Source organism: Fictibacillus barbaricus (genome assembly GCF_014635025.1).
Classification (GTDB): Bacteria; Bacillota; Bacilli; order Bacillales; family Fictibacillaceae; genus Fictibacillus; species Fictibacillus barbaricus.
In genome coordinates this window covers 885,884-910,624 of record NZ_BMCE01000002.1, presented here as the reverse complement: position 1 = coordinate 910,624, position 24,741 = coordinate 885,884, and the positions used below count along the sequence as shown (strand labels likewise).

31 protein-coding genes are annotated in these 24,741 nt (G+C 39.2%); 25 read left to right on the top strand and 6 right to left on the bottom strand.

Annotation, left to right across the window (positions count from 1 at the left end):
* Window positions 1-62: 62 nt before the first annotated feature.
* From IEV52_RS14050 to IEV52_RS14025, 6 genes are all read left to right on the top strand, one after another.
* Window positions 63-1,466 (top strand): sigma-54 interaction domain-containing protein, encoded by a 1,404-nt coding sequence (locus tag IEV52_RS14050; protein WP_188403138.1) that lies wholly within the window; start codon window positions 63-65, stop codon window positions 1,464-1,466.
* Window positions 1,467-1,617: 151 nt separating this feature from the next.
* A complete protein-coding gene (locus IEV52_RS14045; protein ID WP_188403137.1) occupies window positions 1,618-2,955 on the top strand; it encodes an aminotransferase family protein in 1,338 nt (445 codons plus the stop codon).
* 18 nt (window positions 2,956-2,973) lie between these two features.
* Window positions 2,974-4,356, top strand: a complete 1,383-nt coding sequence (locus IEV52_RS14040; protein WP_188403136.1) for an NAD-dependent succinate-semialdehyde dehydrogenase — start codon at window positions 2,974-2,976, stop codon at window positions 4,354-4,356.
* 87 nt (window positions 4,357-4,443) lie between these two features.
* Window positions 4,444-5,835: an amino acid permease gene (locus IEV52_RS14035; protein WP_188403135.1), complete on the top strand. Its 1,392-nt coding sequence runs from the start codon at window positions 4,444-4,446 to the stop codon at window positions 5,833-5,835.
* A gap of 141 nt (window positions 5,836-5,976) precedes the next feature.
* Window positions 5,977-6,231 carry a hypothetical protein gene (locus IEV52_RS14030; RefSeq protein WP_188403134.1) on the top strand — a complete coding sequence of 85 codons (255 nt, stop codon included), beginning with the start codon at window positions 5,977-5,979 and terminating at the stop codon, window positions 6,229-6,231.
* A 172-nt stretch (window positions 6,232-6,403) separates the two neighbouring features.
* Window positions 6,404-6,856 (top strand): PaaI family thioesterase, encoded by a 453-nt coding sequence (locus IEV52_RS14025; protein ID WP_188403133.1) that lies wholly within the window; start codon window positions 6,404-6,406, stop codon window positions 6,854-6,856.
* A 71-nt stretch (window positions 6,857-6,927) separates the two neighbouring features.
* Here IEV52_RS14025 and IEV52_RS14020 read toward each other — a convergent pair whose 3' ends face one another.
* Window positions 6,928-7,149 (bottom strand): hypothetical protein, encoded by a 222-nt coding sequence (locus IEV52_RS14020; protein ID WP_188403132.1) that lies wholly within the window; start codon window positions 7,147-7,149, stop codon window positions 6,928-6,930.
* Between the two features lie 319 nt (window positions 7,150-7,468).
* Between IEV52_RS14020 and IEV52_RS14015 the strand changes: the two genes are divergently transcribed.
* The 4 genes from IEV52_RS14015 (at window position 7,469) to IEV52_RS14000 (ending at window position 11,451) form a co-directional block, all read left to right on the top strand.
* A complete protein-coding gene (locus IEV52_RS14015; protein ID WP_188403131.1) occupies window positions 7,469-8,629 on the top strand; it encodes a S8 family peptidase in 1,161 nt (386 codons plus the stop codon).
* Window positions 8,630-9,012: 383 nt separating this feature from the next.
* Window positions 9,013-10,014 carry a S8 family peptidase gene (locus IEV52_RS14010; RefSeq protein WP_188403130.1) on the top strand — a complete coding sequence of 334 codons (1,002 nt, stop codon included), beginning with the start codon at window positions 9,013-9,015 and terminating at the stop codon, window positions 10,012-10,014.
* Window positions 10,015-10,053: 39 nt separating this feature from the next.
* Window positions 10,054-10,224: a hypothetical protein gene (locus tag IEV52_RS14005; protein WP_188403129.1), complete on the top strand. Its 171-nt coding sequence runs from the start codon at window positions 10,054-10,056 to the stop codon at window positions 10,222-10,224.
* A 117-nt stretch (window positions 10,225-10,341) separates the two neighbouring features.
* On the top strand, window positions 10,342-11,451 hold the full coding sequence (locus IEV52_RS14000) for an MBL fold metallo-hydrolase (RefSeq protein WP_229754295.1): 1,110 nt from the start codon (window positions 10,342-10,344) through the stop codon (window positions 11,449-11,451).
* Window positions 11,452-11,523: 72 nt separating this feature from the next.
* On the opposite strand, the gene IEV52_RS22585 is transcribed toward IEV52_RS14000, so the two are convergent.
* Together IEV52_RS22585 and IEV52_RS13995 are read right to left on the bottom strand one after the other, a co-directional pair.
* Window positions 11,524-11,655, bottom strand: coding sequence for a hypothetical protein (locus IEV52_RS22585; protein ID WP_268234776.1), 132 nt, complete (start codon window positions 11,653-11,655; stop codon window positions 11,524-11,526).
* Window positions 11,643-12,155: a cupin domain-containing protein gene (locus IEV52_RS13995; RefSeq protein WP_308464571.1), complete on the bottom strand. Its 513-nt coding sequence runs from the start codon at window positions 12,153-12,155 to the stop codon at window positions 11,643-11,645. The genes IEV52_RS22585 and IEV52_RS13995 overlap by 13 nt, the downstream gene beginning before the upstream one ends.
* A 420-nt stretch (window positions 12,156-12,575) precedes the next feature.
* Here IEV52_RS13995 and IEV52_RS13990 point away from each other — a divergent pair, with 420 nt between their 5' ends.
* The 5 genes from IEV52_RS13990 (at window position 12,576) to IEV52_RS13970 (ending at window position 15,713) form a co-directional block, all read left to right on the top strand.
* A complete protein-coding gene (locus IEV52_RS13990; RefSeq protein ID WP_188403128.1) occupies window positions 12,576-13,151 on the top strand; it encodes a thioredoxin family protein in 576 nt (191 codons plus the stop codon).
* Window positions 13,152-13,214: 63 nt separating this feature from the next.
* Window positions 13,215-14,138: a CobW family GTP-binding protein gene (locus tag IEV52_RS13985; protein WP_188403127.1), complete on the top strand. Its 924-nt coding sequence runs from the start codon at window positions 13,215-13,217 to the stop codon at window positions 14,136-14,138.
* 167 nt (window positions 14,139-14,305) lie between these two features.
* Window positions 14,306-14,917 (top strand): hypothetical protein, encoded by a 612-nt coding sequence (locus tag IEV52_RS13980; protein WP_188403126.1) that lies wholly within the window; start codon window positions 14,306-14,308, stop codon window positions 14,915-14,917.
* 13 nt (window positions 14,918-14,930) lie between these two features.
* Window positions 14,931-15,497 carry a hypothetical protein gene (locus tag IEV52_RS13975; protein WP_188403125.1) on the top strand — a complete coding sequence of 189 codons (567 nt, stop codon included), beginning with the start codon at window positions 14,931-14,933 and terminating at the stop codon, window positions 15,495-15,497.
* 30 nt (window positions 15,498-15,527) lie between these two features.
* Window positions 15,528-15,713 carry a hypothetical protein gene (locus IEV52_RS13970; protein ID WP_188403124.1) on the top strand — a complete coding sequence of 62 codons (186 nt, stop codon included), beginning with the start codon at window positions 15,528-15,530 and terminating at the stop codon, window positions 15,711-15,713.
* Between the two features lie 30 nt (window positions 15,714-15,743).
* Here the strand turns inward: IEV52_RS13970 and IEV52_RS13965 are convergent, their stop codons facing one another.
* Complete coding sequence (locus tag IEV52_RS13965) at window positions 15,744-16,403, bottom strand: haloacid dehalogenase type II (protein WP_188403123.1); 660 nt, start codon at window positions 16,401-16,403, stop codon at window positions 15,744-15,746.
* Between the two features lie 130 nt (window positions 16,404-16,533).
* Here IEV52_RS13965 and IEV52_RS13960 point away from each other — a divergent pair, with 130 nt between their 5' ends.
* The 6 genes from IEV52_RS13960 to IEV52_RS13935 all read left to right on the top strand — a co-directional run bounded on the left by IEV52_RS13960 (window position 16,534) and on the right by IEV52_RS13935 (window position 21,088).
* Window positions 16,534-16,866 (top strand): LapA family protein, encoded by a 333-nt coding sequence (locus tag IEV52_RS13960; RefSeq protein WP_229754349.1) that lies wholly within the window; start codon window positions 16,534-16,536, stop codon window positions 16,864-16,866.
* 226 nt (window positions 16,867-17,092) lie between these two features.
* Window positions 17,093-17,695 carry a biotin transporter BioY gene (locus IEV52_RS13955; protein WP_188403121.1) on the top strand — a complete coding sequence of 201 codons (603 nt, stop codon included), beginning with the start codon at window positions 17,093-17,095 and terminating at the stop codon, window positions 17,693-17,695.
* Window positions 17,696-17,706: 11 nt separating this feature from the next.
* Window positions 17,707-18,696, top strand: a complete 990-nt coding sequence (gene bioB / locus IEV52_RS13950) for a biotin synthase BioB (RefSeq protein WP_188403120.1) — start codon at window positions 17,707-17,709, stop codon at window positions 18,694-18,696.
* 76 nt (window positions 18,697-18,772) lie between these two features.
* Window positions 18,773-19,618 (top strand): mechanosensitive ion channel family protein, encoded by an 846-nt coding sequence (locus IEV52_RS13945; RefSeq protein WP_229754294.1) that lies wholly within the window; start codon window positions 18,773-18,775, stop codon window positions 19,616-19,618.
* Window positions 19,619-19,995: 377 nt separating this feature from the next.
* Window positions 19,996-20,160 (top strand): Fur-regulated basic protein FbpA, encoded by a 165-nt coding sequence (locus IEV52_RS13940; RefSeq protein ID WP_188403119.1) that lies wholly within the window; start codon window positions 19,996-19,998, stop codon window positions 20,158-20,160.
* A 379-nt stretch (window positions 20,161-20,539) separates the two neighbouring features.
* Window positions 20,540-21,088, top strand: coding sequence for a class I SAM-dependent methyltransferase (locus IEV52_RS13935; protein WP_188403118.1), 549 nt, complete (start codon window positions 20,540-20,542; stop codon window positions 21,086-21,088).
* Window positions 21,089-21,137: 49 nt separating this feature from the next.
* Here the strand turns inward: IEV52_RS13935 and IEV52_RS13930 are convergent, their stop codons facing one another.
* Window positions 21,138-21,491, bottom strand: coding sequence for a DUF2512 family protein (locus tag IEV52_RS13930; RefSeq protein WP_188403117.1), 354 nt, complete (start codon window positions 21,489-21,491; stop codon window positions 21,138-21,140).
* Window positions 21,492-21,503: 12 nt separating this feature from the next.
* Complete coding sequence (locus tag IEV52_RS13925) at window positions 21,504-21,653, bottom strand: hypothetical protein (protein ID WP_188403116.1); 150 nt, start codon at window positions 21,651-21,653, stop codon at window positions 21,504-21,506.
* Window positions 21,654-21,836: 183 nt separating this feature from the next.
* Between IEV52_RS13925 and IEV52_RS13920 the strand changes: the two genes are divergently transcribed.
* The 4 genes from IEV52_RS13920 to IEV52_RS13905 all read left to right on the top strand — a co-directional run bounded on the left by IEV52_RS13920 (window position 21,837) and on the right by IEV52_RS13905 (window position 24,576).
* Window positions 21,837-22,079 (top strand): glycine--tRNA ligase, encoded by a 243-nt coding sequence (locus IEV52_RS13920; protein WP_188403115.1) that lies wholly within the window; start codon window positions 21,837-21,839, stop codon window positions 22,077-22,079.
* 97 nt (window positions 22,080-22,176) lie between these two features.
* Window positions 22,177-22,938, top strand: a complete 762-nt coding sequence (locus IEV52_RS13915) for a Nif3-like dinuclear metal center hexameric protein (protein ID WP_188403114.1) — start codon at window positions 22,177-22,179, stop codon at window positions 22,936-22,938.
* Between the two features lie 146 nt (window positions 22,939-23,084).
* Window positions 23,085-23,645, top strand: coding sequence for a tyrosine-type recombinase/integrase (locus IEV52_RS13910; protein ID WP_188403113.1), 561 nt, complete (start codon window positions 23,085-23,087; stop codon window positions 23,643-23,645).
* A gap of 22 nt (window positions 23,646-23,667) precedes the next feature.
* A complete protein-coding gene (locus IEV52_RS13905) occupies window positions 23,668-24,576 on the top strand; it encodes a YitT family protein (protein ID WP_188403112.1) in 909 nt (302 codons plus the stop codon).
* Window positions 24,577-24,741: the final 165 nt, after the last annotated feature.

The window sequence follows — 24,741 nt, the reverse complement described above, 5'->3', positions numbered from 1 at the left end:
CTTCAAAATCCAATGTTATAATAATTCGAAATATTTTTTATACTTTAGGAGCAGTGATTAGATTGTTGAATCGGCGGGATATATTAGAGCTTGAGATCGAAGGGATTATAAACGCTTCTGGTGAGAATATTATCGTTACCGATGGCGAGGGAAAAATTTTAAGGGCAGTTAAGAACAGCGAGGAAATGTATGGCATCACATCTGAGGATCTCGTTGGGAAATCGGTTAAAGATCTAGAGAGAGAAAAGATCTTTAATCCATCGGTAACGCTCCGTGTTATTGAAAAAAAGGAGCCTGTCCGTTTTATGCAAAAAACCGGTACAGGAAAAATCATTATGACACACGGTATTCCTCTTTTTGACGAAGATAATAAAATCATACGAGTTATAAGCTTCTCCCATGATATGACCGAAATTGAAGAACTAAAAAGTGAATACGAAAAACTGCAGCAAAAGATGAAAATCTATAAAACTGAAATTGAGCAGCTGCGTGATAAGAGCATGATCTTTAATGGTGTGGTCATCAAGAGCCCAAAAATGAAAAGGGTCTGGGAGCTCGTGAACCGGGTAGCGAGAAGTGAAGCAACTGTGGTTCTAGAAGGAGAATCCGGTACAGGAAAAACGATTTTTGCGAGAGCTCTGCATAGAGGAAGCAGCCGAAAAGATGCCTCTCTTATTGAAGTGAACTGTGGAGCTATTCCGCACAGTTTATTCGAGTCAGAGATGTTCGGCTATGAAGCAGGTGCATTTACTGGTGCGAATACCAAAGGAAAAATAGGGCTTATTGAACTTGCGGATAAGGGCACACTCTTTTTAGACGAAGTAGGTGAACTCCCGCTTTCCATCCAAGTAAAACTGTTAAAAGTTCTTCAAGAGAAAAAAATAACAAGAATGGGCGGAAATAAAAGCAGGTCTGTAGACTTTAGAATCGTAGCTGCAACAAATCGCAATCTTGAAGTCATGGTCAAGCAGGGTACGTTTCGGGAAGATCTATTTTACAGGCTGAATGTGATTCCAATTTCTGTTCCGCCATTGCGCGAAAGAAAAGAAGACATTTTACAATTGATGAATTTTTATTTAGAAAGCTTCAATAAAAAATATATGTCATCTAAAGTGTTCCATTTCTCCGCAGTTGAAGCATTTTTAAACTATAACTGGCCAGGAAACGTCAGAGAGCTTGAAAATCTTATAGAGCGGTTAGTAGTAACGCTTGAACAAGAAAAGATATCAGTTGAAAATCTTCCTTTTTTTCAAAAAGAACATGAAGAGATATCAACGGACATCAACGAGTACAAATTTTTAAAATCATCACTTCAGGAGTCTTTGGAAGAAGTCGAGAAAAGATGGCTCCTGCGGGCTTTTCGCAGATGTAAATCTACATATGAAATGGCTGAATACTTAGGGCTTAGCCAGCCTACAGTTGTTCGGCGTCTGAAGAAGTACAAAATCGATTCAAAAACGAATTAAAGATTCATTAATGAATCGAGACGGTCTTAAGTGATTCATTTTTGAATCAAAATTTGTGTTTACACCCTATTTTTACTAGATTTATAGTTTGGCATAGAAATTGCAAATCAATAATGTAAGCGCTTTTAAAATATTGACAGATAGGATGATTATGATGAAAGACTACTATCAAAAGCTAGCGGATCTAGATAAAAAGCATTTCTTGCATCCAACCACCTCAATTAAACAACAACAAGAGAATGGACCTGAATTTATTTTTACTGAAGGGAAAGGTGTCCGCCTTTATGATTTGGATGGACGCTCTGCTATAGACGGATTATCTTCCCTTTGGAATGTTAATATCGGTCACGGGCGCGATGAGATCGCTCAGACTGCATACGATCAAATGAAAACACTTGGCTATAGCTCCTGTTTTGCAACGTTTAGCAATGAACCCGCCATTCAATTAGCCGCTAAACTCGCTGAAATTGCACCGGGGAATTTATCGGCAACGTTCTTTACATCAGGCGGCTCTGAGTCCAATGATACAGCATATAAGCTGGCTCGCCATTATTGGATTTTAAAAGGCCAGCCTGAGCGAAAGAAGATTATTTCACGGTCGAAATCCTACCACGGGGTAGCTATGGGTGCCACGAGCGCTACAGGTTTAAAACCTTTTAGAGATTTTACAAATTCATTAGCTCCTGACTTTTGTTATGTAGACCATTTTTCGCCAGAAGCCCTGCGTGAAAAAATTGAATCAGAAAACCCAGAAACTGTTGCAGCATTTATAGCAGAGCCTGTTCAAGGTGCCGGCGGGCTGCACATTGCCCCGGAAGGCTTTTTCAAAGAAATTAGAAAAATCTGTGACGAGTACGGAATTTTATTCATTACCGATGAGGTCATTACCGGTTTTGGCAGAACAGGAACGTACTTTGGCATGGATCATTATGATGTTGCTCCTGACATGATGTGCTTTGCAAAAGGGGTAACAAGCGGTTATGCCCAGCTTGGTGGTGTTATGATCTCTGAGGATATTCACAAAGATTTAATAGAACTTTCTGAAGGGACACTTCTTCATGGCTACACTTACAGCGGACACCCGATGGCCTGTGCTGTAGCATTGAAAAACCTTGAAATCATTGAGCGTGAGAATTTAATAGAAAATTCTAGGCTGATGGGGCTTGAACTTTTGAATGGGTTTAAACAGGTGCAGAAACAACGAAGCATTGTAGGAGATGTAAGAGCACTCGGGCTGATGGGTGCGGTTGAGGTTGTAAAAAACAAAAAAACCAATGAACGTTTTGAGGATCCTCTTGCTCCAAAAATTGTAACCGAAGCTGCAAAAAGAGGGCTGATCTGCCGTTCGGTCGTGTTTGATCAGCAGGACACTGTTGTATTTGCCCCGCCTCTTACAATAAACCAGGGTGAGATCAAGGAACTCATCGAAATTTTAAATGATGCCATTTTGGCAGTTGAAAAAACTGTTGCCACAACGTCTGCATTGTAAACAACAAGGAGTGATCACATGAACCCAATTATCGAAGTATTAAATCCGGCAAATGGAGACATTGTTTCTACTGTGCCTTACAGCGGAGGTAAAGAAGCAGCTGAAGCTGTAGACCGTGCCCATGAAGCTTTTAAAGATTGGTCCAAAAAAACGGCCGGAGAGAGAAGCTCCTTATTAATGAAGTGGCACCAGTTAATCGAACAATCGACTGAAGATCTCGCGAGATTGATGACGAAAGAACAAGGAAAGCCGTTAAAAGAAGCAATTGGAGAGATCACATACGCAAACAGCTTTATTTCTTGGTTTGCTGAGGAAGGAAAACGTATTTACGGACAAACCATCCCTGCTTCACATCCGGACAAACGGATTCTTGTGCAAAAGGTACCAGTAGGTGTCATTGCAGCGATTACTCCATGGAATTTCCCGGCAGCGATGATTACGAGAAAAGTTGCACCTGCTTTAGCATCAGGCTGTACAGCAGTGGTGAAGCCGGCAGAACAAACGCCGCTGACTGCTATTAAACTAGCTGAACTAGCTGAGGAAGCGGGAATACCAAAAGGTGTGCTTCAGGTGATAACTGGCGATGCCGCAGAGATTGGTGATGCATGGATGAAAGATACACGCGTACGCAAAATCTCGTTTACTGGATCTACTGAAGTTGGCAAGCTGCTGATGAGAAAGGCCGCAGATACTGTAAAAAAGATATCTCTTGAGCTGGGCGGCCATGCACCATTTATCGTAATGGAAGATGCAGATATACAAAAAGCTGTACACGGGCTTCTTGCTTCAAAATACAGGAACGCAGGCCAAACGTGTGTCTGTACGAACCGGGTATATGTTCATGAAAGCATTGCAGCTCCTTTTAGTGCCGCTTTTGTTAAAGCGGTTTCCAACTTAAAAGTAGGCAATGGCGCAGATGAAGGAACAGATATCGGACCGCTTATTGATTCGAATGCGGTTGAAAAAGTAAAAAAGCACCTTGATGATGCAATCGAAAAAGGCGGCACACTTGCCTACGGGGGTGAGACGCTGGAAAACAGTAGAGGATACTTCATGAATCCTGCAGTTATCACAAATGCTACCGACGATATGCTGTGCATGAACGAGGAAACTTTTGGGCCGCTTGCTCCAATCGCTACCTTCAAAACAGCAGAAGAGGTTATCGGACGGGCAAACAACACACCGTATGGATTGGCTGCTTATGTGTATACAGAAAACTTGAGCCAGGCATTTACGATTACTGATCAGCTGGAGTACGGCATAGTAGGATTAAATGATGCCCTTCCTTCTGTAGCGCAAGCTCCATTCGGTGGCATGAAGCAAAGCGGGCTGGGGCGTGAAGGCAGCCAGATCGGCATTGAAGAATACCTGGAAGTGAAATACATCTCAATCGGACTTTAACGATCTCTTTGCCTGTCCGCTGTTGAATACAGCGTGTTGGACAGTCACGGTTTATAAGAACGACTACAACAAGGAGGCGAAATAATATTGGAAAATAAAGAGGGGCTTCAGAAACAATTAAAAACAAGGCATATTACAATGATTTCTCTAGGAGGAATTATTGGTGCAGGTTTATTTGTAGGAGCTGGTTCTGTTATTAATACAACAGGCCCAAGTGCAGTTCTATCGTATGCATTTGCAGGCTTGCTAGTTGTCTTTCTGATGCGAATGCTGGGGGAGATGGCTGCCCAGAATCCCGATAGCGGTTCATTTGCCACATACGCCAGGGAAGCGATCGGGCCATGGGCTGGTTATACCATTGGCTGGCTGTATTGGTTCTTCTGGGTGATCGTTATCGCGATAGAAGCTGTTGCCGGAGGGGCGATCGCTCATGAATGGATGCCATCTATCCCAATTTGGGCATGGAGCCTTATCCTGACATTTTTGTTAACGCTTACGAATATATTTTCGGTTAAATCGTTCGGTGAATTTGAATATTGGTTTGCACTCATTAAAATTATTGCCATTACCGTCTTCATGGGGATTGGTCTATCCATAATCTTGAATATTTTTCCGGGAGTCGAATCGCCTGGTACTTCTAACTTGTTTGGGAATGGGGGCTTTTCGCCGAATGGAATAAGTTCCATTTTTCTTGGTGTTGCGACTGTTATTTTTGCCTATTTTGGTGCTGAAATTGCAGCAATTGCTGCAGGTGAGTCAGAAGATCCGAAGAAAACCATTAAAATAGCCATTAAAAGTGTCGTTTGGCGGATCCTGATTTTTTACATTGGTTCTGTAGCCATACTCGTTACATTGCTGCCATGGGATTCAACGACTGCTTTAAAAAGCCCATACGTTACCATGCTAGATTTGATAGGCATCCCAAGTGCTTCGTTTATCATGAATCTAGTGGTATTAACATCAGTACTTTCTTGCTTGAATTCAGCTCTGTACACCAATTCAAGGATGATTTTTTCACTTGCTCAAAGAGGTGATGCGCCTCGTGCCTTCCTTAAGCTGAACAAGCAAGGAGTACCTACGCGTGCGGTTTGGATTGGAACTGTGGTTGCTTATATTTGTGCGATCTTTAATTTTGTCTCACCGGATAAGATGTTTATGTTTTTGATTAATGCATCAGGGGCTATCGCATTACTAGTGTATTTAGCCATTGCCATTTCACACATTGTGATCAGAAAGCGAATGGAGGGGAAAGGTGAAAAGCTAGAGATGAAAATGTGGCTGTTTCCGGGGCTTTCATATTTTACGATTGCTAGTATACTAGTCATTCTTGTCTCGATGGCGTTCATTGAGTCCATGCGTTCACAGCTGTTCCTGACATTGCTCATCACCGTATTAGTGGTTAGTTCTTACTTTATATTGAAAAAGAAAAACACAACATCAACATCAGCTTCAGTTAAAACAAAAGAATCTGCCGTTTAATTAAAAATTGGGGGATCAGGTACTGTTATTACAAGTATCTGACCCCTTTTATTAGATATTTTTCTTCCAACAGAAAATTTTGAAGCAGGAAAGGTACTCCGAACATTAACCGTTGATTGTCCAAACGGAGATATCATTACGATGGAAGATAAACTTGTAGATGTAAACTTTTTTGAACAGTACAAAGTATCTTATTTGAAATATGAAAAATGGCGTAAAGGAAGTTTGATTCAAACGGAGCTTCAGCGTTTTGCCATCCGTTGGTACGGAATTGAAGAGCTAAAACTAATCATGGAAAGTATCGGTTTTAGGAATGTATCGATTAGTGCTGATTTTGAATATGGTAAAAAACCCACTCATGCAAGGCAGAGTTTTGTTTTTGAAGCAACTAAATAACAAAAGATAGGATCATTTGCATGGTGCAGATGGTCTTTTTTATATTGTGGTAAAGATTTGGGATAAGTATTGAAACGTTTATTTCGTACATTGTTAATTGAAAAGCTAAGAAAATAAGGGGAAGAAGGGGATTTACAGATACAAAAGGAATTTCTTATAAGAGGTGATTGAATTGAGAATAAAACGAGATGACACGGAACTCCATTATCAATACGCAGAGGAGATTCAAGCAAAGCTCAAAAGAGATACGTTTGCTCAATGGTTAGGGATCGAGTTAATAGAGATCGGACCTGGAACAGCAACAGCCGAGATGACAATAACGGAAAATATGCTGAACGCTCATGGTACTGCACATGGTGCAGCACTTTTTGCAATTGCTGACTTTGTATTTGCGGTTGCCTGTAATTCATACGGAAAAACCTCGGTAGGGCTTTCGGTAAACATCGGGTATTTAGCCGCTTGCCAAAAGGGGGAGAAAATTAAAGCAATAGCTACTGAAATTAAGCGAAATCATCGAACCTCCTGGTATGAGGTGAGGGTTGAGAGCGAAAAAGATCTTGTCGCTCATGTAAGTGCATTGTCTTATCGGAAAAATGACTATTTCGTTGGCGGGGAAGAGGAGTAGTGAAACGAAAACACATTATCTTTTTAGCAAAACGGAGTGTGGCTATCCTATGCCTCACTCCGTTCTTCACTTTATTTTACTATTTTCTTAATGTATTTAATCGTTGTTCGTAAATCATCAGGCGTGGGCCTTCCAAATAGACCTGTTTGAATATCAAAGTAAAGGACCCTCATCTGGTCGTCAATTAAAAACAGTGCGGGTTCTCCGTGCTCCCCATGATTTTCATAAAGCTTACCATTATGATAGTGGATGCCATAAGGTACTGAAGCGTTGCGCTCTGGATCACTAAACACTGGACTTTTAACATTAGATTATCTCTCAAATCGTTGGTTTCTTCCTTAGATATTCCTTTTATCAGAAATTTAAATATTGAACCATTTTGATTTACAAATTATCTCGTTTCGTACTAGGTCTTATCTACGTCTAGATGAAGAAAGATTCAATAAAAAATGAAGTGAAAGAATGACCTTTTTACTAATTTAAGTCAAAACTTTTAAAATTTAGTAGAATCTATTTGTTTTTGCTAGAATAGTAAAATTTTTGTTTATTTTCTGTTAATTCCCCTCTATATTAGAAATTGTAGTTCAACACCAAATTAGAGGAGTGAAGTAAATGATCAAGAAAATTGCCACTATGGCAGCAGTTTTACCATTAGTAGTATCTCTCGCATCACCAGCGGCAGCCGCAAAAAGTACAGAAGTGAAAGCGAACGTTACACCTCAAGAAATTATCGTAAAATTTAAAGATAACGTTTCTGACTCAAAAGCAAAATCTTTAGCGATGAAAGCCAAAGACGAAGTGAAGGAAAAAACACCTAAGTTCCACGTTATTAAAGTTAAAGATGGAAACGTAGAAGCAGCTATTGCAGAATATGAAGCGAGTGGAGATGTAGAGTATGCGGAGCCAAACTATACATACCATGCTTCGTGGACACCAAATGATACGTATTTCTCAAACGGAGTGCAGTATGCACCGCAAAAAGTTAGCGCACAATCTGCTTGGGACATCACGCGCGGTTCATCTTCTACAAAAATTGCTATTCTTGACACAGGTGTTGACTACAACCATCCGGACCTAGCAGGAAAAGTTATCAAAGGATATGACTATGTAGACAATGACTGGGATCCAATGGACCGTCATGACCATGGAACTCACGCAGCGGGTATCGCAGCTGCTCAAACGAACAATGCAAGAGGAATTGCAGGTATGGCACCTAACGTATCGATCTACGCTGTTCGTGTGCTTGATGCTAACGGAAGCGGATCTCTAGATGACATCGCAAATGGAATCTACCACGCTGTTGATTCAGGTGCAAAAGTAGTTTCATTAAGCCTTGGTGGACCAAGCGGATCAACTTCTCTGCAAAACGCTGTAAACTATGCAGTTTCTAAAGGGTCTGTTGTAGTCGTTGCCGCAGGTAACGAAAACACCTCTGCACCTAGCTACCCAGCTTACTACTCTGGTGCGATTGCAGTAGCAGCAACTGACCGTAATGATAACAGAGCTTCTTTCTCTAACTATGGATCTTGGGTTGATGTTGCAGCTCCTGGTGTAGACATTGCTTCTACTGTTCGTAACAGTGGTTATGCATACATGTCTGGTACTTCAATGGCTTGTCCGCTAGTTGCAGGGATTGCTGGATTATTAGCTTCACAGGGACGCAGCGCAGCTAATATCCGTGCAGCGATCGAGAACACAGCGGATTATGTTCCGGGAACAGGTTCATATTACTCTAAAGGCCGTGTAAACGCAGCGGATGCTGTTCGTTATTAATCATTAATCTTTAAGAAATGTTTCTCTCAAGGTTGGATATACGTCCAGTCTTGAGAGTTTTCTTTTTATCTAGATAGTTTTAATAGACTAGTAAACGTTGTCGAAACATGGCAACACATAAGAATAAGGACGTACGTTCGCCTTGCATAAAATGTCGATGTAGACTTAATGCCTTATTTTTAAAGTCAGGACTTGAGGCAACATTTAACAGTCTGGTAGAATTGATATACAACCCCTCCATCTAGAATCTTTATTTCTTAGAGTAAACTCACGATAAGAAAGGAGGTTCCGTTTCCTGTCTTTTATTCCACTGCTATACCAAATCATCCAAAGCTCGATAATGATTAACACTATTCTTTTAAATAAAAAGGAGGTAAAAAATCATGAGTGAAGTTTGTTTAATCCCTTTTGTCCTTGAAGAGGTATTAGAAGTCTCAAAAGAAGAAATTCCATATGGGGTTGAGATGATTAACGCACCTGCTTTCTGGCGTGAAGGCGAAAAAGGCAATAGTGTTGTCGTTGCTGTACTTGATACAGGCTGTGATTCAAGTCATCCGGAACTTGCAAACCGAATTGCAGGAGGAAGAAATTTTGTAGATGGTGATGCAGATGATTATAGTGATGCGCATTATCATGGTACACACGTGGCGGGTACAATTGCAGCTACCTTAAATAACGCGGGAGTTGCGGGTGTGGCACCAGATGTGAAACTCTTAATCTGCAGGGTGCTTGGAAAAGATGGCGGCGGCTCGTATCAAGGAATTATTGATGCCATTGATTATTCTGTAAAATGGCGGGGAGAGAACGGAGAACGAGTACGTGTAATCTCGATGTCTCTAGGCGGTCCGACTGATGTTCCTGAGCTTCATGAAGCTGTTCAACGCGCTGTTTTAGAAGATGTACTTGTGGTTTGTGCGGCTGGAAATGAGGGGGACAACAAAGAGAATACAAATGAACATGCTTATCCTGGAGCGTATAAAGAAGTGGTACAAGTTGGTGCAGTAGACTCTAAAATGAAGCTTGCTCCTTTTTCAAATACGAATGATGAGATTGATCTTGTAGCCCCAGGCGTTGATGTTATTTCAACTTATCCTGGAAATAAATATGCCAAGCTGTCCGGAACTTCTATGGCAACACCGCACGTTTCTGGTGCTGCTGCCTTATTAATTGAACGTGAAGAAAAATTGTTCGGCCGTGAACTATCTGAAGCTGAAGTTTATGCCCAGCTTGTAAAAAATACACTAAGCATCGGGTTGACGAAGAAGGCGGAAGGAAACGGATTGCTGGTACTGAACGCTCAAGAAAAGGCAGTGTGTGAAAAGGAGATGTTTAGAGTGATGAGAACTCCTATTGAAACGGCTGCAGCGAAAGAGTCAGAATCTTAAAATCTGCCCGTTTCTTAGGAAGGAAGGGCGTGTTTGAGGATGGCATATAAGATTATGGCACTTCTTATAAGCTTCGCGACCCTGTGTGTCAGGATCTATGAAGAGATGAGAAGGCGTGCAAAAAACAAAGCAAAAAAAGAAGAGCTGGAAAAAAAGAAGAAACGAAAGCGTAGAAAAACAGCAAAGAAAAAGGAAAAGGAAAGTGCGTAAATGAATAAGAAGAATGAAAGCTGATCTTTCAGGACACGTAAAATGTCTGAAGCCGATCAGCTTTTTTAATTGATTTAATGGAAACTATAAGGGTAGACTTATTTTAAAAACGTACATATGGGAAGGGAAGTAGCTATGCTCACAGCCTTATTGGTCATATTAGCTGTCATTCTTGCTGTATTCTTATTTTTAAAACTTTACCCTGTTTTTGGACAAATGCCTGAAAAAGACACTTTCAGCAAACATCCACATCATGAAAACGGGAAGTTTTTGAATCAAATAAAGACTGATATGACAACGGATATTCGTTCCATGCTGCCTGTATTAAAGGAATTCTTAAGAGGAAATCCGAACAGAAAGCCAAAGAAAGCTGTTCCCATTCAGCGATATGCGTTTCCTGCACAACAAACAGATTCTAAAACGAAGGTCACATGGTTTGGCCATTCTGCATTTCTGGTAGAGTTAGATGGAAAACGAATATTACTAGACCCTATGTTTGGAACGGCTCCATCACCTGTTCCCTGGTTCGGCAACAAACGATACAGCAAGGAGCTTCCCTTTGAGATTGAAGAGCTTTCGCAGATTGACCTAGTCGTATATTCGCATGATCATTATGATCATTTGGATTATGGAACGATAAAAAGAATTAAGCAAAAGGTAAAACAATTTGTAGTTCCACTCGGAGTTGCCGGGCATTTAAAAAGATGGGGTGTCGAGCCTAACCGCATTCAAGAATGTAACTGGTGGGACGAAATTAAGGTGGCTGGAGTTACACTCGTCTCTACACCTGCCCGTCATTTTTCTGGCAGAAGTTTAACGGATCGTAATGCAACACTCTGGTGTTCATGGATTTTAAGCGGCACACATTCAAAGATTTATTTTAGTGGTGACAGCGGATATGGACCGCATTTTAGAGAAATCGGTGAGAAATATGGGCCGTTTGATCTTACTTTGATGGAATGCGGACAATATCATGAGAAATGGGCTGCCATTCATATGATGCCTGAAGAAACCGTAAAAGCACATATTGATGTTAAGGGGAAAATGATGATTCCGATCCATTGGGGTGCATTTTCATTGTCTCTGCATGATTGGACAGAACCTGTTGAACGTGCTGTAAAAGCTGCAGAAATAGAAGGAGTTTCTATATGTACCCCGCAAATCGGCGAGACGGTAACGCTCGGTTCACGTAACTTTCCTAGTTCCAAATGGTGGAGAGCTATATGAATACTTTAACTGAAATAATCGTAGTTATTTTATTTGCTGGCACGAACATTCGTTGTGCCAACTTTTTTGTTTTCAAATTTTATCAAACCGTGAATCACCTGCTATTGCAACATCAGGAAGGGCAGCTTTTGGTTTGTCTGAGGAAAGGATAAAAAGAGCGGCCATTATTGGTCGCTCTTTACGATTGTGTATTACTTTTTCCATAACTCCAGAAGGGGACCTTTATCTCCGTACAAAGGATCTGTATCTGGGAGGGGTACTAGCATGATATCATCTAATACATTAGGACGATCATCAGGAGTACCTTTTTTTAAATTATGTTCCATTCCGTTTGGATAAGCTCCAGCTACTTTAAAGTCTGTGCTCGAACCTATCAATTTATGTCCTGTTCCAGCAGGAAGTACAATCACATCACCTTTTGAAACGGTAACAGAAACACCCTCTTCACCGCCAAGTAGCAAAACGGCTTCACCGCTTATCACACCAAGAACCTCATGTGTATTGCTGTGATAATGATGATAGTCAAACACGCCATTCTTCCATCCGTTTCTCCAACCGTTCTGTTCAAATATTTCCAAAGCATCCTGGGGCTCTTTTAGTTTTCCAATATACAATAATACAGGCCAGGAGGGATGATTCGGAATCATTCCATCGTCTGTAAAGTAAAGTGTTTTTACATCTTCGCTAAGCATTTTCATATCCATATTACTCCTCCCCCGTTTTTCATTTCTTTTCCCTTAATTTTATGAAAAGAAACCCGTCTTCTTTCTTCAAAAATATAATAAGTAACATATAAATAAAAGCAAAATCGCGAAAAAGCTCATTAAATGACGAAAACAAATGTGTTTAAAAAAGTTTTCTTTTTTGAAAAAAGAGGTAATTAAAAGGTACAGGGGTTCAAATGTTAGTGAAAGGTGGAAATCAGTATGAAGTACAAAGCGAAGGACTGGCTCAGGTTAACGCCGAATGAGAGATACCTGCTTTTATTTGCTGTTTCCCAACTCCAGAAAAAACTTAGAGCAGGTTAAAAGAAACAAAAAAATAAATATAAGCCATATTCGTTGCCACAACTCCCCCTTGTTTGGTTAAAATAAGAGTACAAGATGAACAGGGAGGAACACAGTATGACTGACCTCAATACATGGTTTGAAAAAGGCATGACTCGCTATGCATATATAAACTCTATGAAAATTCACAAAGAAAATCTTCTAACGATCTATAATTCTTTCGTACTTCCAGATCCTATGAAAGATGCGTTGCAAGGTATGCAAAAAAGCCGGTTGCGAGCTATCGCAATTACCGAAGACTGGTGTGGTGATGCGATGCTGAATCTCCCTGTTTTTATGCGCATGGCAGATGAAGCACTCATTGATATTCGTTTTATCTTACGCGATCAACATCCTGACCTTATGAATAGGTACTTAACAGGAAAAGCCAAATCTATTCCCATCATCATCTTTATCGATGAAAATGGAAAAGAAATTGTGAAGTGGGGACCAAGGGCACCGAAACTGCAGCAACTGGTGGAAGAACGGAAGAAGAAACTGCCATCAAAAGAAGATCCACGGTACGAGAAAGCATTTAAGCTTTTTGCGGAAAAAATATCGTCTTTATTTACGACAGACCATGCGCTTTGGGAAGAGGTCAGTCTGGATATCATTAAGAAGTTATTAGCGAAAGCAAATGTAAACAGCCTTTAAAAAGGCTGTTTTTTTGTATTATGTTAAAATGAAACGAGTAACATTACTGGTTTGAGGTGAACGATGAAAAAGAAAGTAGATGTAATAATTTTAGCCGGTTTCTTAGGAAGCGGAAAAACAACCTTATTGAAACAGCTGCTTGTGTATGAGAAAGAACGGAATCATAAAACAGCGGTCTTAATGAATGAACTGGGTAAAGTGTCTATTGATTCTGATGTTATACCGGGTGATGTGCCGCTAAAAGAATTGTTGAATGGATGCATCTGCTGTTCGTTATCTGATCAGCTAGAAAAGCAACTTTGGGCCCTTTGTAAAGAGAACGAACTAGATACTCTAATCATTGAAGCGACCGGTGCAGCACATCCGATAGATGTTTTAGATGCATGCTTGTCCCCTTATTTGCTTGATGAACTTTCTGTGTCAGGAATTATTTCCGTTATGGATGCTCCGAGATGGCTTGATCGGGATATAATGAGTGTTCAGGCAAAAATGCTGATGCTCGAGCAGATTAAACATGCTGATTACATCGTTTGGAACAAGACTGACAGTTTGTCTCCAGAACAAAAGGAACAGCTAGAACGTGATGCTAAACGATTGAACAAAGGAACACCATACATATTAACGGATTATGCCAGTGTGGAATTATCAAGGCTGTTTTCACTTGCGGGAAAACAGTGCTCAGAACATCAACCGATATCAACAGAAAAATTAAAGGTAAAAACGTGGGTCTATACGTTCAACGGGCCAGTGAACAAAAAAGTGTTTGAAAACTGGCTGTGTGAAGCTCCGTCTTCTATTTACCGAATTAAAGGCTATATCAAATACGAGGATCAAATTTATCTCTTTCAATACTCATACGGATTGCCGTCTTACGAAAAAGAATTGATGAAGATGCCGCTTCGACTCGTTTTTATCGGAGAAGACTTAGATGAAGAGAGATTAGAAGAAGGTTTGAAGGAAGTTGAAAAGAATAGTAGATACAGATAGACGCATGGCAGATGCCAGGCGTTTATTTTTTGTGGAAAACAGTGAAACTTTTTTTCTGCTTATGATTTTATAAAGTGAACCTGCAGTTTGTAACCAAATTCGAACAAAAATATGGTAGTCTTATATTATCATAATTTTCCAATTATTTTAATGGAGAGGTGGCCTTTTTGACTACAAAAGCAATAACTTATGACCATAGAAAAATTCACCGAGATATCTATAGAATGAAGTCTGGACCTGTTTCTGTTCGAAAAGTACCTGCAATGAAGTTTATCGCACAAAAGATGAATACGGCTTATCGAATGGATTGGGCAGGACGACCAGAACCGATCGATGAAGAATGGCTCGTATGGAAAGTTGTAAACCAACTTAAAAACATTACAAAGAACACGCTAAATTATAAATTTACCCTAATGCCACATGAGATTCTGTGGCATGAAAAAAATGAAGGTCGGTCGATTACTACGCAAATGATGCAGGTCCCTGATTGTATTACACAAGAGATGTTTGAAACAGCACAAGATCATGTGGCAAAAAATCTAAAAAAAGAACTACCGCCTATGAAGCTCCTTACTACAGAGCTGGTATTATGTGTGCAAAAGCTACATATTGGACATTACCATGAAACAGCCAAAACGTTGGAAGAAGTAATGAGTTTTGCACAGGACAAAGGCTATCAACTGAAAAATAATCACAAAGAAATCTATTTAACACCTGCCATGAAATGCCATGACCCCGTTACTTGGAAAACCGTTGTAAGTGCAGAAATAATTAATTAATCAGGAGCGCAGCATGAATACAGACAAAGTGAAGTTTAAACTTGAATTGAAAGAGGAAAATATACGATTTTCGTTTGTCCTAATAGTCATATTTATTGGATTAATCATAAGTTCTGTTGTATTCCTTTTTGTCGATTTTAGTGATTCGAGCATTGAAGCCCAAGGAATTGCAAGCCAATGGGGAGAGGCGGAGATGCAAAATAACGAATCTATGAAGTATCTTTTGTTATCGGATTCAGAAAAAGTTAAATACATGGATGTAGTTTCAGAGACCAACAAGGAAGATCAACCAACTTACACGTTTGAAAAGCTGGATCTGTTTCAATGGAAAATAAGCAGGAATGAGTATGTCTATAAATTACATTATTACGGATTGAAATCCTGTGAAGAGTGTCAGAAAGATGTGTGGGTTAACGTAAAAAAGGGTGAGATGGGATGGGTGGTGCCTCACATTCAATTTACAGAAGACATGGCAGAACCCATGATAAGTGGTGTGGATGTAGAGCAGGTTCCAACCTCAGAAGAACAAGAAAAAGAGTTGGAGGAGAAAAAGTCATTCATTACGAAACTTTTTAATTAGTAAGTGAAAACAATTTGGGGGTGTTATATAGTGAGAAAACGTTACCTGGGGATTACATTAGTTATACTTGGAGCGCTGATCATGATAGTATCTTTAACCATAGAATCAGATCATGAACGATATATACGCATATTTGGTGGGAGTATGTTCTTTATGGGGACACTGCTCATACCTGATTATTTTGTTTCATCTAACAAAAAAACAGAAAACAAATAAGGAGTGGCCACACACGATAGGGCCACTCTTTTATATGTTTAAAAGTTCTTTCAGATTGCTGTATATATAATCTGGCTCGATACCAAGAACATCTTCCGGCAGTTTTGATCTATTGATCCAAGCGGTCTTAAAGCCATATGAAGATGCGCCGGTTATATCCCAAAAGTTAGAGCTCATAAATAAGATTTCATCGCAGTTTACACCAAGTGATTCATGAGCATACTTGTATGCAGCAGGAGAGGGTTTGTATTGCTTAACATCATCAACAGATAATACATTACAAAAGTCGCTGAGTTCTCTTTTTTTAACTAATGGTGTAAGCATGTCTTTTGTTCCGTTAGAAAAGATAGTTTGTTTTACTTTTCGTCTGTTAAGATTTTTAAGTGTTTCGCTGACTTCTTCATATGCTTGTAATTCTAGATAAGCATTCATTAAGTGATCAAGGTCTTCTTTTTTGTATGAAAGAGATAATTTATTTAACGTATACGAAAGGGCGTTTTTCGTTATTTCAGAAAAAGGTATATAACGGTCTGTCAGCTGGTGTAACATAAAGTACTCGACCTGTTTTTGCCGCCATGCTTCACTAATCTGTTTTCCGTAGCCATTAAAAAGGCTTTCTGCTTTTTCTGTAACTGAATGCACATCAAAAAGTGTTCCATATGCATCATAAATAAATGCTTTAATCGTCAAATAAGCACCACCTTATTAAAAAGAATACCCGAAAACAACTCAGCTCAAATCCAATAATAAAAAATTAACGAATCGAAGTGAATTTCCTGCATTTACGGGAATAGATAACAATGAGGTGATATTTTTGAAAATGCAATTGTACTTGTTATTTGGTTTTATCTTTGCTCTGATTATTGCTACATTTGCTGTTATTAATGTTGGTGACGTTGAAATTAATTACCTGTTTGGAACAGCCAACTGGCCTTTAGTTCTGGTCATCTTGGGTTCGGCTGTTATTGGTGGTCTTTCAGTAGGATTGTTTGGTTTGATTAAAGTTATTCAGCTGCAGCGACAAGTGAAAAAACTGCATCAGATCCACAATGAAAAGGAAACATGGAAAGAGGAAAAGCAGCGTGAGACTGATTCAGAAACAGTGGATCCCTCAAATGAGATGCTTCATGAAAAAGTGGAAGAGAGTAAGTAGTCAAGGTTAACAGAGTTTGGATACAAAAAAATGACATCCCGAATGCTGATTTTAGTGAAGGAAAACTCACGAAAATCTATCGAGATCTTAAAAAGCCACTCTAGTTTCAGAGTGGTTTTCTATTATTATATATGTTAACCAACGTCTGTTTATAAGTTGACGCTTTTCGAAACCTTCGCTATCCTTAGACATATAATGATTCTTACTTATGGAGGTTTGTTTAAACATGACAGCACGAAGCAAGGGGTTAAAAACGATTGATCTTACATTGATTGGAATGTTTGTAGCTCTGATGGCGATCGGTGCCAACATTACAACTATCTTTCCGTTTATGGTAGTTGGGGGAGTTCCGATTACACTGCAGACGTTTTTCTGTATTCTTGCGGGAGCTTTGTTAGGAAGCAGATTAGGCGCGATCGCTATGAGCGTCTATGTAGTTGTTGGACTAGTAGGGGCGCCTGTTTTTGCTCAATTTAAGGGTGGATTTGCAACGGTGATCTCTCCAACGTTTGGTTTCCTACTATCTTTTATTCTAGTAGCCTATTTTACAGGATTGATTATTGAAAAGAATGGCAGCAAAGTGTCCTATGTCACAGCAACTCTTTCAGGGACAGCCATTAACTACGCTGTCGGGACTAACTTGATGTTTTTAGCGTATCAAATGTGGGCGGATGCACCAGAAGGGTTCACGTATTCGCTTGTCTGGGCGTGGATGATGGTTCCGCTACCTAAGGATGTAATCTTAGCTGTTTGTGCCGGATTGTTAGCTATGCGAATTAACATTGCACGTAAAAAAACGATGTCACATCGCACAAAACACGCATGTTAAAAGGGGGAAAGATGATGATTTGGAATGCACTTGCTGAAAAGGTATTGGAGGGCCAAGAGCTCACGAATGAAGAGGCTCTTTCCATATTAGAATGTCCAGATGAGGATCTGCTTTTATTGTTGCACGGAGCGTATCAGATTCGAAAACACTATTACGGCAATCTTGTAAAACTTAATATGATCATCAATACAAAGTCAGGTGCATGCCCTGAGAACTGCGGATACTGCTCGCAATCTATCGTTTCAACAGCTCCGATCGAAACGTATAAAATGATGGATAAAGATGAGATGGTTAAAGGTGCAGAAACGGCGTATAACTTGAATGTGGGTACATACTGCATCGTGGCGAGCGGACGAGGGCCGACGAACCGAGATGTAGATAAAGTCGTAGAAGCTGTAAAAGAGATTAAAGAAACTTATGGATTAAAAGTTTGCGCATGTCTTGGCATCTTAAAACCGGAACAGGCTGCACGCCTAAAAGAAGCGGGAGTCGACCGATACAACCATAACTTGAACACATCGGCTAGAAATCACGAAAACATAACGACTTCCCATACATACGATGATCGAGTAAATTCAGTAAATGTTGTTAAGGATAGCGGTATATCCCCTTGTTCTGGGGTTATTGTTGGGATGAAAGAGACAAAGCAAGATGTGATCGATATGGCAAGAAGTTTAAAAGTATTAGATGCAGATTCTATTCCCGTAAACTTTCTGCACGCCATTGACGGAACGCCGCTTGAAGGAACAGATGAGCTAGATCCTCGTTATTGTTTAAAAGTGTTAGCCTTATTCCGTTATATTAATCCAACAAAAGAGATTCGGATATCAGGTGGTCGTGAAGTGAACTTAAGAAGTTTACAGCCTCTAGGTTTGTATGCTGCGAACTCTATTTTTGTTGGAGACTATCTTACTACCGCAGGTCAGGAGTCAACAGAAGATCATAAGATGCTAGAAGATATGGGTTTTAACATCGATCGGACCCCTGTTATGGCAACATAATTTTTTAGATTGAAAAGCCACGCCATGCCTTGTTACAATAGGGAGTATTCTATTGTACATAGTGGGAGTGGTTTTTTTGGAGAAATGGCAAAAATGGCTAGAAAAAATAAATTGGGTTGAGTTGTTGCTGTCGGCTGGACTATGGGCAGCTAAATTCCTCTTGATCATTGTCATGTTCATCATCATTCGATCAGTCGGAAGACGTTTGATCAATCGTATGTTTGATAAAGCAGCATCACATCGTAAAATGTCAAATGGTCGAATCATCACGCTGCAAAAGCTGGTTGCCAACTTATTTTCATATGTCTTGATCTTTGTTTTTGCTGGCATCTTGTTTAAACAGTTTGGTCTTGAGATCGGAACACTTATTGCCGGAGCCGGTGTAGTTGGATTAGCCATAGGATTTGGCGCACAAGGGCTAGTCAGCGATGTAGTAACAGGCTTCTTTATTTTGCTGGAAAAGCAGATCGATGTTGGGGATTATGTAACCATCGGTGGTATTAGCGGAATTGTAGAGGAAGTGGGTTTAAGAACGACTCATATTCGTGCGTTCGACGGTACACTTTCGTACATGCCAAACCGGGAGATCAGTACGATCGCAAACCATTCGAGAGGAAACATGCGTGCATTAGTTGACATAAGTATCGCATATGAAGAGAGCATTGATAAAGCGATTGTCGTGCTGCAGGAAGCTTGTGACAAAGTAAAAGAAGCAAACCCAAGCATCATGGAAGGTCCAAACGTCCTGGGTGTTCATACCCTAGGATCATCAGATGTGGTAATCCGGGTTATTTCAAAAACGATCAATGGGGAACAATGGGCAGTCGAGCGTGAATTACGAAAAACTTTAAAAGAAGCTTTAGATGCTAATGGCATTGAAATTCCATATCCTCACCAAGTGCAGGTGGAAAAGGGAGCATAATAGTAATAATAAAGCCGGGGATCTGCCCCGGCTTTTAGTATAGATTGAATTTCATTGTTAATCTTTTTTGTGTGTTATAAGGATTTCCGTGATTAAGTATGACTTTTCCGTGATTGACATCTATTTTTCCGTGATAAGTGATATTTTTTCCGTGAAAAATGCCATTTTTCACGTGATAAGCTTTACATTGTTAAAGACAATCACTATCCTTGAAACATTTGACAATTTAGCCAAAAGCGGGTAATGTTGACGAAAGATAATAGGTCTTAAATCACTTCACATTAAAAGTATTTATACATAAACTATAATTGAAAAGTTATTTCTCCATCATTAACGGGTAAGAAATATGTTGAAGAGATTTACAGGAGGGATCGAGCATGTCAGCGGACCATCAGAAACGAGAAAATTTAATAGCTGATTTGTTGCTACATAACATATATAAAACAAAAGATGGACGACATCTATACGAGCTTTCCTTGCAGGATCTTGAACAACAATTTAAGGATATTCTTTCCCCGCCTGCACAGGAAAAAGCCACTTAACTTTATGTAGATCAAAAACGATAAACCGGCTTCATACAGCCGGTTTTTTTATTTGGACTATAAATCAATTAGGATCAGATATCCTGCTTTAAATTCCTATTCATCATATACGGTTTTCATAAAAGTAGTATCAAAGAAGACTCCCTTCAGTAGGGAAGTCTTTTTTTTCGCTATATACGCTTATTGCCGTTTAGCATAAATTTTAATGTTTACCATTCCAAAATAATAAAGGCAAGAGAAAAAATATAGTTATTGTTCAATATCCTTAACTGAATAAATAGGCGGGTCAACTCCATATATACCTCTCACCACATTTTTTACAATGGAATATTATAGATAAAGTTGATTGAAATAATCGGAATTAAGTAGGTGTTTGAGGATGGAAGGCGGAACCTCATTATTTATACAAAAGTTTATACAGTCACCCATGCAGATCGGAAGCCTGTTTCCGAGTTCTGTTGCATTAGCAAAAAAAATGACAGCTGAACTGAGTTGGGAAAATATTAATGAAGCAGCTGAACTAGGAGCAGGTACAGGGGTAATTACGTCTGAAATCATTCGTTCCATGAAGCCAGAAACAAAACTGCATGTTTTTGAAAAAGATCAAGAAATGCGAAAAAAATTAAAGGTACAGTACCCTAATACATTCGTTCACGAAGATGCACGTGAAATTATAAAAAGTATTGGAAATAGGGAAGGATCGCTAGATGCCATATTTTCAGGATTGCCTTTCGCTAACTTTCATAGAAATATTCGCGTAGAGATTGTTGAAGAGGTGTACCTGGCACTAAGGCCAGGTGGGGTTCTTGTAGCTTTTCAATATTCAACTCAAATGAAAAAGACATTCCTCCAGCATTTTCGAACGGTGGAAGTTTCATTTGTTCCAAAAAATTTTCCACCTGCTTTTGTGTATATTTGTGAAAAATAAAAGCAAACAAAAAGTGATTATCAAGGTTTAGAATAATCACTTTTTTTAGTTAGCGGTATGAGTGATCCATATGATCCGAGATTAAATGTTTATGAACCATGGCTTCCATGGCGGTAATAAGAAGGGTGATCAAGAACGAGCCCCATAACGAAATACTCACTCCAGGTAAAAGTAGACCAAGCAGGTAAACGAGAACAAAGGTAGTAGCCGCATCCAGTGTAAGCTGCTTGCTATAAGAGATCCGCGGAATCGTGATGTATTCCATCAATACTCCAATCGGTGCTAATATAACCGTAATCCAGATCATTGGCTGCACAAGGTGAAAGTCGACGCTTTCAAACAAAAAATTAGCTAGGATTAGAGCTAACGGAATTCCTAATATCTTAATCATTAAGCTTTGCATATTCAGTCCTCCTTATAGGTTATTATTCTGTTGGCTGATCTCGCCTTCATCTAAGTATATATTGGCATCTTCTTGGATCTGATGTTTATCCACTGATTCACCGCGAACTTCATTTTCTAATGATGGCGTTACTTTCTTTTCCCTTTTATTTTCTTTGTTCATTAGTTTCTCTCTCCTTTTCATTAAAATTCGTTATTAATCCATGAATACAGCAATCCTTATCAGAATGAACGTAGTACGAGCGTTTTATACCTCTTTTAGAAAGTTCTCCTGTTATGTGTCATAAAAACGCTTTAGAGTGGGTATTACTTCTGTAAGAATGTAATTAATAAGGAGGCGGGAGAGGTGGAATATTCGCTGTATAAAAAAGACGGCAAGTTTCCATGTGACGTCACAGTTGATTATGACAATATGGTCTTTACGGTCCGGGACAGCGATACAACGGGTGAAGTCTTTAACAGTGCTAGTGAAGTAGCCGAATGGATCAAACAACACTGGTCTGTTGAGCAGTTTCAGAGGCCTGATGATTATTATGACTTAATGAAGCATCTTGAGAATTCCCTGCAGGATGAGGATAAGTATGAATAGTAAGATGGGGCAGGTGATAGTTACCTGCTCTTTTTTGATGGTTCATTCTGGAAAAAATATGTATAATAGCGGAAACGAGTGAACAGGAGAAGTTGTTATGAAAACAAGTGAATTTGAAGGGCTCATGCCACAGTTATTTGGTGAGTGGCTGAAGGAATTTAAAGATGATGGGGAATACGGTTTTACGTATCGGGTAGAAAAAGAAATCAAAAAAATAGCATATGCTACAAATCTTACACCGGAAACGGTATATAAGGCTAACGAGTATGGTGTTGATCTTTTGATCACGCATCATGATGCTTGGGATTTTATTTATGGTATGAGAGAAGTTTGTGTTACAGAGTTAGAAAAACATCAGATTTCGCATTATTTTACGCATTTACCACTTGATTTTGTAGAATTTGGAACATGTACCGCTTTATTTGAAAGACTAAGGATAGATGAGATTACAAGCTTATCAACTTTTCAAGATGAAAGGGAAATCCCCGGTATCGGTATCTACTATACAGCTCTTTCTTTTTCTGAACTAAAGGAGCGGCTTGAAACTGTTCTAGATGAACCCGTTATGGCGTGGCAAAATCATCAACGTCAAGTGAAAAAGATAGCTATCCTAACGGGAGCTGGTAACAATTCAGCGTTGATCAAGTATGCAAAAGAACAGGATTGTGATGCGTTTATTACGGGGGAACGCACCTTATATACAGTACAATATGCCAAATTTGCTGGTATTAATCTTTATGTTGGAAGTCATACATACACGGAGATTTTCGGCGTTGAGAACTTCGTTAAAAAGGTCCAAGAGGCATATCCGGATTTTGAAATATTCCCTATAAAAGAAGATCATATTGAATCGTTTTAAAGAAAACCTCCTTTTCAGGGAGGTTTTTTATATCTTGAAAAACTGAACATATTAATAAGGTTATGTCTTTAAGCATATCTTTTTAATGTTACATAATCATATGCTATACTGGTATTATGTAACATAGTATAAGGTGGATTATTCAGATGGAATATGTTGAAGCTCTAAGAGATATTAAGCAAATAAACGCCATTAAACGTTATTTAAAGAAAAGCTCGGAGCGGGATTATGTTCTTTTTGTTCTTGGGATTAATACGGGTTTGAAAGTCTCCGAATTGCTTTCGATTAAAGTACAAGATTTAATGACTGAGGAATGCGTTATAAAGGATTTCTACACCTTGTCCCCATCAGAAGCCAACAAAGAAATTTTTCTTAATGAAACAGTAAAAAAAATCGTTTCACAATATATTCAATGTGCAAATCTTAAGAGAGACGATTATTTGTTTATGTCTAAAAAAACAAAGCTGCCAATTACTAGACAGCAAGCTTACCGTGTTGTACACCAAGCTGCCGAGAAAGTGGGTATAAAAGGAAATATCGGAGCAAACTCGATGCGTAAAACATTTGGGTATCATGCATACAAACGTGGAGTTGCTATATCTCTTTTACAAAAACACTTTAATCATTCCAGTCCTTCCGAAACACTAAAATATCTTGGGATCTCAAAGGATGAAATCATAAAGACCCAGATTGATGTAAGACTATAGGAATCGTATTGGGGGTAAATTTATGTCAGAAGAAACAATAACAAATACACAAATCGTCGAAAAGTTAACTAAGCAGCATCGTAAATTAACAAAAGGAAAACTGGCTGCCAGAGCCATATTGATTACATTCGGTGCCATTTTAATGGCTGTTGGACTAGAGATTTTCCTAGTACCGAATAATGTTATTGATGGCGGTATTGCTGGGATATCGATCATGTTATCGCACTTGACTGGAGCAAGTCTTGGAATCTTCCTATTCGCATTAAACTTACCATTTATCTTTATTGGTTATAAGCAGATTGGTAAAACATTTGCTTTTTCTACTTTATATGGAATTATAATTCTTTCTATTGCAACAACAATTTTACATCCTGTACCGCCTTTTACGGATGACCTGCTTTTAGCCACAGTATTCGGTGGAATCTTTATTGGGGTCGGGATCGGTATGGTGATCCGCAGCGGTGGATCACTCGATGGTACGGAGATTTTGGCGATTCTTTCAAACAACAAGCTGCCATTTTCTGTTGGTGAAATCATCATGTTCTTTAACATTTTCATTCTAGGAGCAGCTGGCTTCGTCTTCACATGGGATAGAGCGATGTATTCTTTGATTGCTTATTTTATCGCTTTTAAAACGATTGACTTGACGATTACAGGATTAGAAGAATCCAAATCAGCTTGGATAATCAGTGAAAATCATAAAGATATAGGGGAAGCAATCCTTCACAGACTAGGACGCGGTGTGACGTACTTAAAAGGAGAAGGCGCATATACCGGTGACGAAAAAGGCGTTGTATTTTGTGTTATTACTCGACTAGAAGAAGCAAAGCTAAAGGATATTGTCGAAGAGTTTGATTCAAGTGCATTCCTGGCTATAGCCGATATTGCAGAAGTAAAAGGCGGCAGGTTCAAAAAGAAAGGGATTCACTAAAAAAGTGTGGAATTTTATCTCCATGCCATCATTCTTTATTTAGACACACGCCTCGTAACCGGGGCGTGTTATTTTTTTACAAAGATGAAGAGCTTAAATTATTTTAAGCTCTTTTTTATTTATTTTAACCTCGGTAATTTCAAGACAATCTTTCATAGAAACGAA

Excerpts from the sequence above, each read along its gene's own strand:
- IEV52_RS14045 (WP_188403137.1), top strand. The coding sequence starts at position 1,618 with ATGATGAAAGACTACTATCAAAAGCTAGCGGATCTAGATAAAAAGCAT.
- IEV52_RS14040 (WP_188403136.1), top strand. The coding sequence starts at position 2,974 with ATGAACCCAATTATCGAAGTATTAAATCCGGCAAATGGAGACATTGTT.
- IEV52_RS14030 (WP_188403134.1), top strand. The coding sequence starts at position 5,977 with ATGGAAGATAAACTTGTAGATGTAAACTTTTTTGAACAGTACAAAGTA.
- IEV52_RS14015 (WP_188403131.1), top strand. The coding sequence starts at position 7,469 with ATGATCAAGAAAATTGCCACTATGGCAGCAGTTTTACCATTAGTAGTA.
- IEV52_RS14010 (WP_188403130.1), top strand. The coding sequence starts at position 9,013 with ATGAGTGAAGTTTGTTTAATCCCTTTTGTCCTTGAAGAGGTATTAGAA.
- IEV52_RS14005 (WP_188403129.1), top strand. The coding sequence starts at position 10,054 with ATGGCATATAAGATTATGGCACTTCTTATAAGCTTCGCGACCCTGTGT.
- IEV52_RS14000 (WP_229754295.1), top strand. The coding sequence starts at position 10,342 with ATGGGAAGGGAAGTAGCTATGCTCACAGCCTTATTGGTCATATTAGCT.
- IEV52_RS22585 (WP_268234776.1), bottom strand. The coding sequence starts at position 11,655 with ATGGAAAAAGTAATACACAATCGTAAAGAGCGACCAATAATGGCCGCT.
- IEV52_RS13995 (WP_308464571.1), bottom strand. The coding sequence starts at position 12,155 with ATGGATATGAAAATGCTTAGCGAAGATGTAAAAACACTTTACTTTACA.
- IEV52_RS13990 (WP_188403128.1), top strand. The coding sequence starts at position 12,576 with ATGACTGACCTCAATACATGGTTTGAAAAAGGCATGACTCGCTATGCA.
- IEV52_RS13985 (WP_188403127.1), top strand. The coding sequence starts at position 13,215 with ATGAAAAAGAAAGTAGATGTAATAATTTTAGCCGGTTTCTTAGGAAGC.
- IEV52_RS13975 (WP_188403125.1), top strand. The coding sequence starts at position 14,931 with ATGAATACAGACAAAGTGAAGTTTAAACTTGAATTGAAAGAGGAAAAT.
- IEV52_RS13960 (WP_229754349.1), top strand. The coding sequence starts at position 16,534 with ATGCAATTGTACTTGTTATTTGGTTTTATCTTTGCTCTGATTATTGCT.
- IEV52_RS13955 (WP_188403121.1), top strand. The coding sequence starts at position 17,093 with ATGACAGCACGAAGCAAGGGGTTAAAAACGATTGATCTTACATTGATT.
- bioB (WP_188403120.1), top strand. The coding sequence starts at position 17,707 with ATGATGATTTGGAATGCACTTGCTGAAAAGGTATTGGAGGGCCAAGAG.
- IEV52_RS13940 (WP_188403119.1), top strand. The coding sequence starts at position 19,996 with ATGTCAGCGGACCATCAGAAACGAGAAAATTTAATAGCTGATTTGTTG.
- IEV52_RS13935 (WP_188403118.1), top strand. The coding sequence starts at position 20,540 with ATGGAAGGCGGAACCTCATTATTTATACAAAAGTTTATACAGTCACCC.
- IEV52_RS13930 (WP_188403117.1), bottom strand. The coding sequence starts at position 21,491 with ATGCAAAGCTTAATGATTAAGATATTAGGAATTCCGTTAGCTCTAATC.
- IEV52_RS13925 (WP_188403116.1), bottom strand. The coding sequence starts at position 21,653 with ATGAACAAAGAAAATAAAAGGGAAAAGAAAGTAACGCCATCATTAGAA.
- IEV52_RS13915 (WP_188403114.1), top strand. The coding sequence starts at position 22,177 with ATGAAAACAAGTGAATTTGAAGGGCTCATGCCACAGTTATTTGGTGAG.
- IEV52_RS13910 (WP_188403113.1), top strand. The coding sequence starts at position 23,085 with ATGGAATATGTTGAAGCTCTAAGAGATATTAAGCAAATAAACGCCATT.
- IEV52_RS13905 (WP_188403112.1), top strand. The coding sequence starts at position 23,668 with ATGTCAGAAGAAACAATAACAAATACACAAATCGTCGAAAAGTTAACT.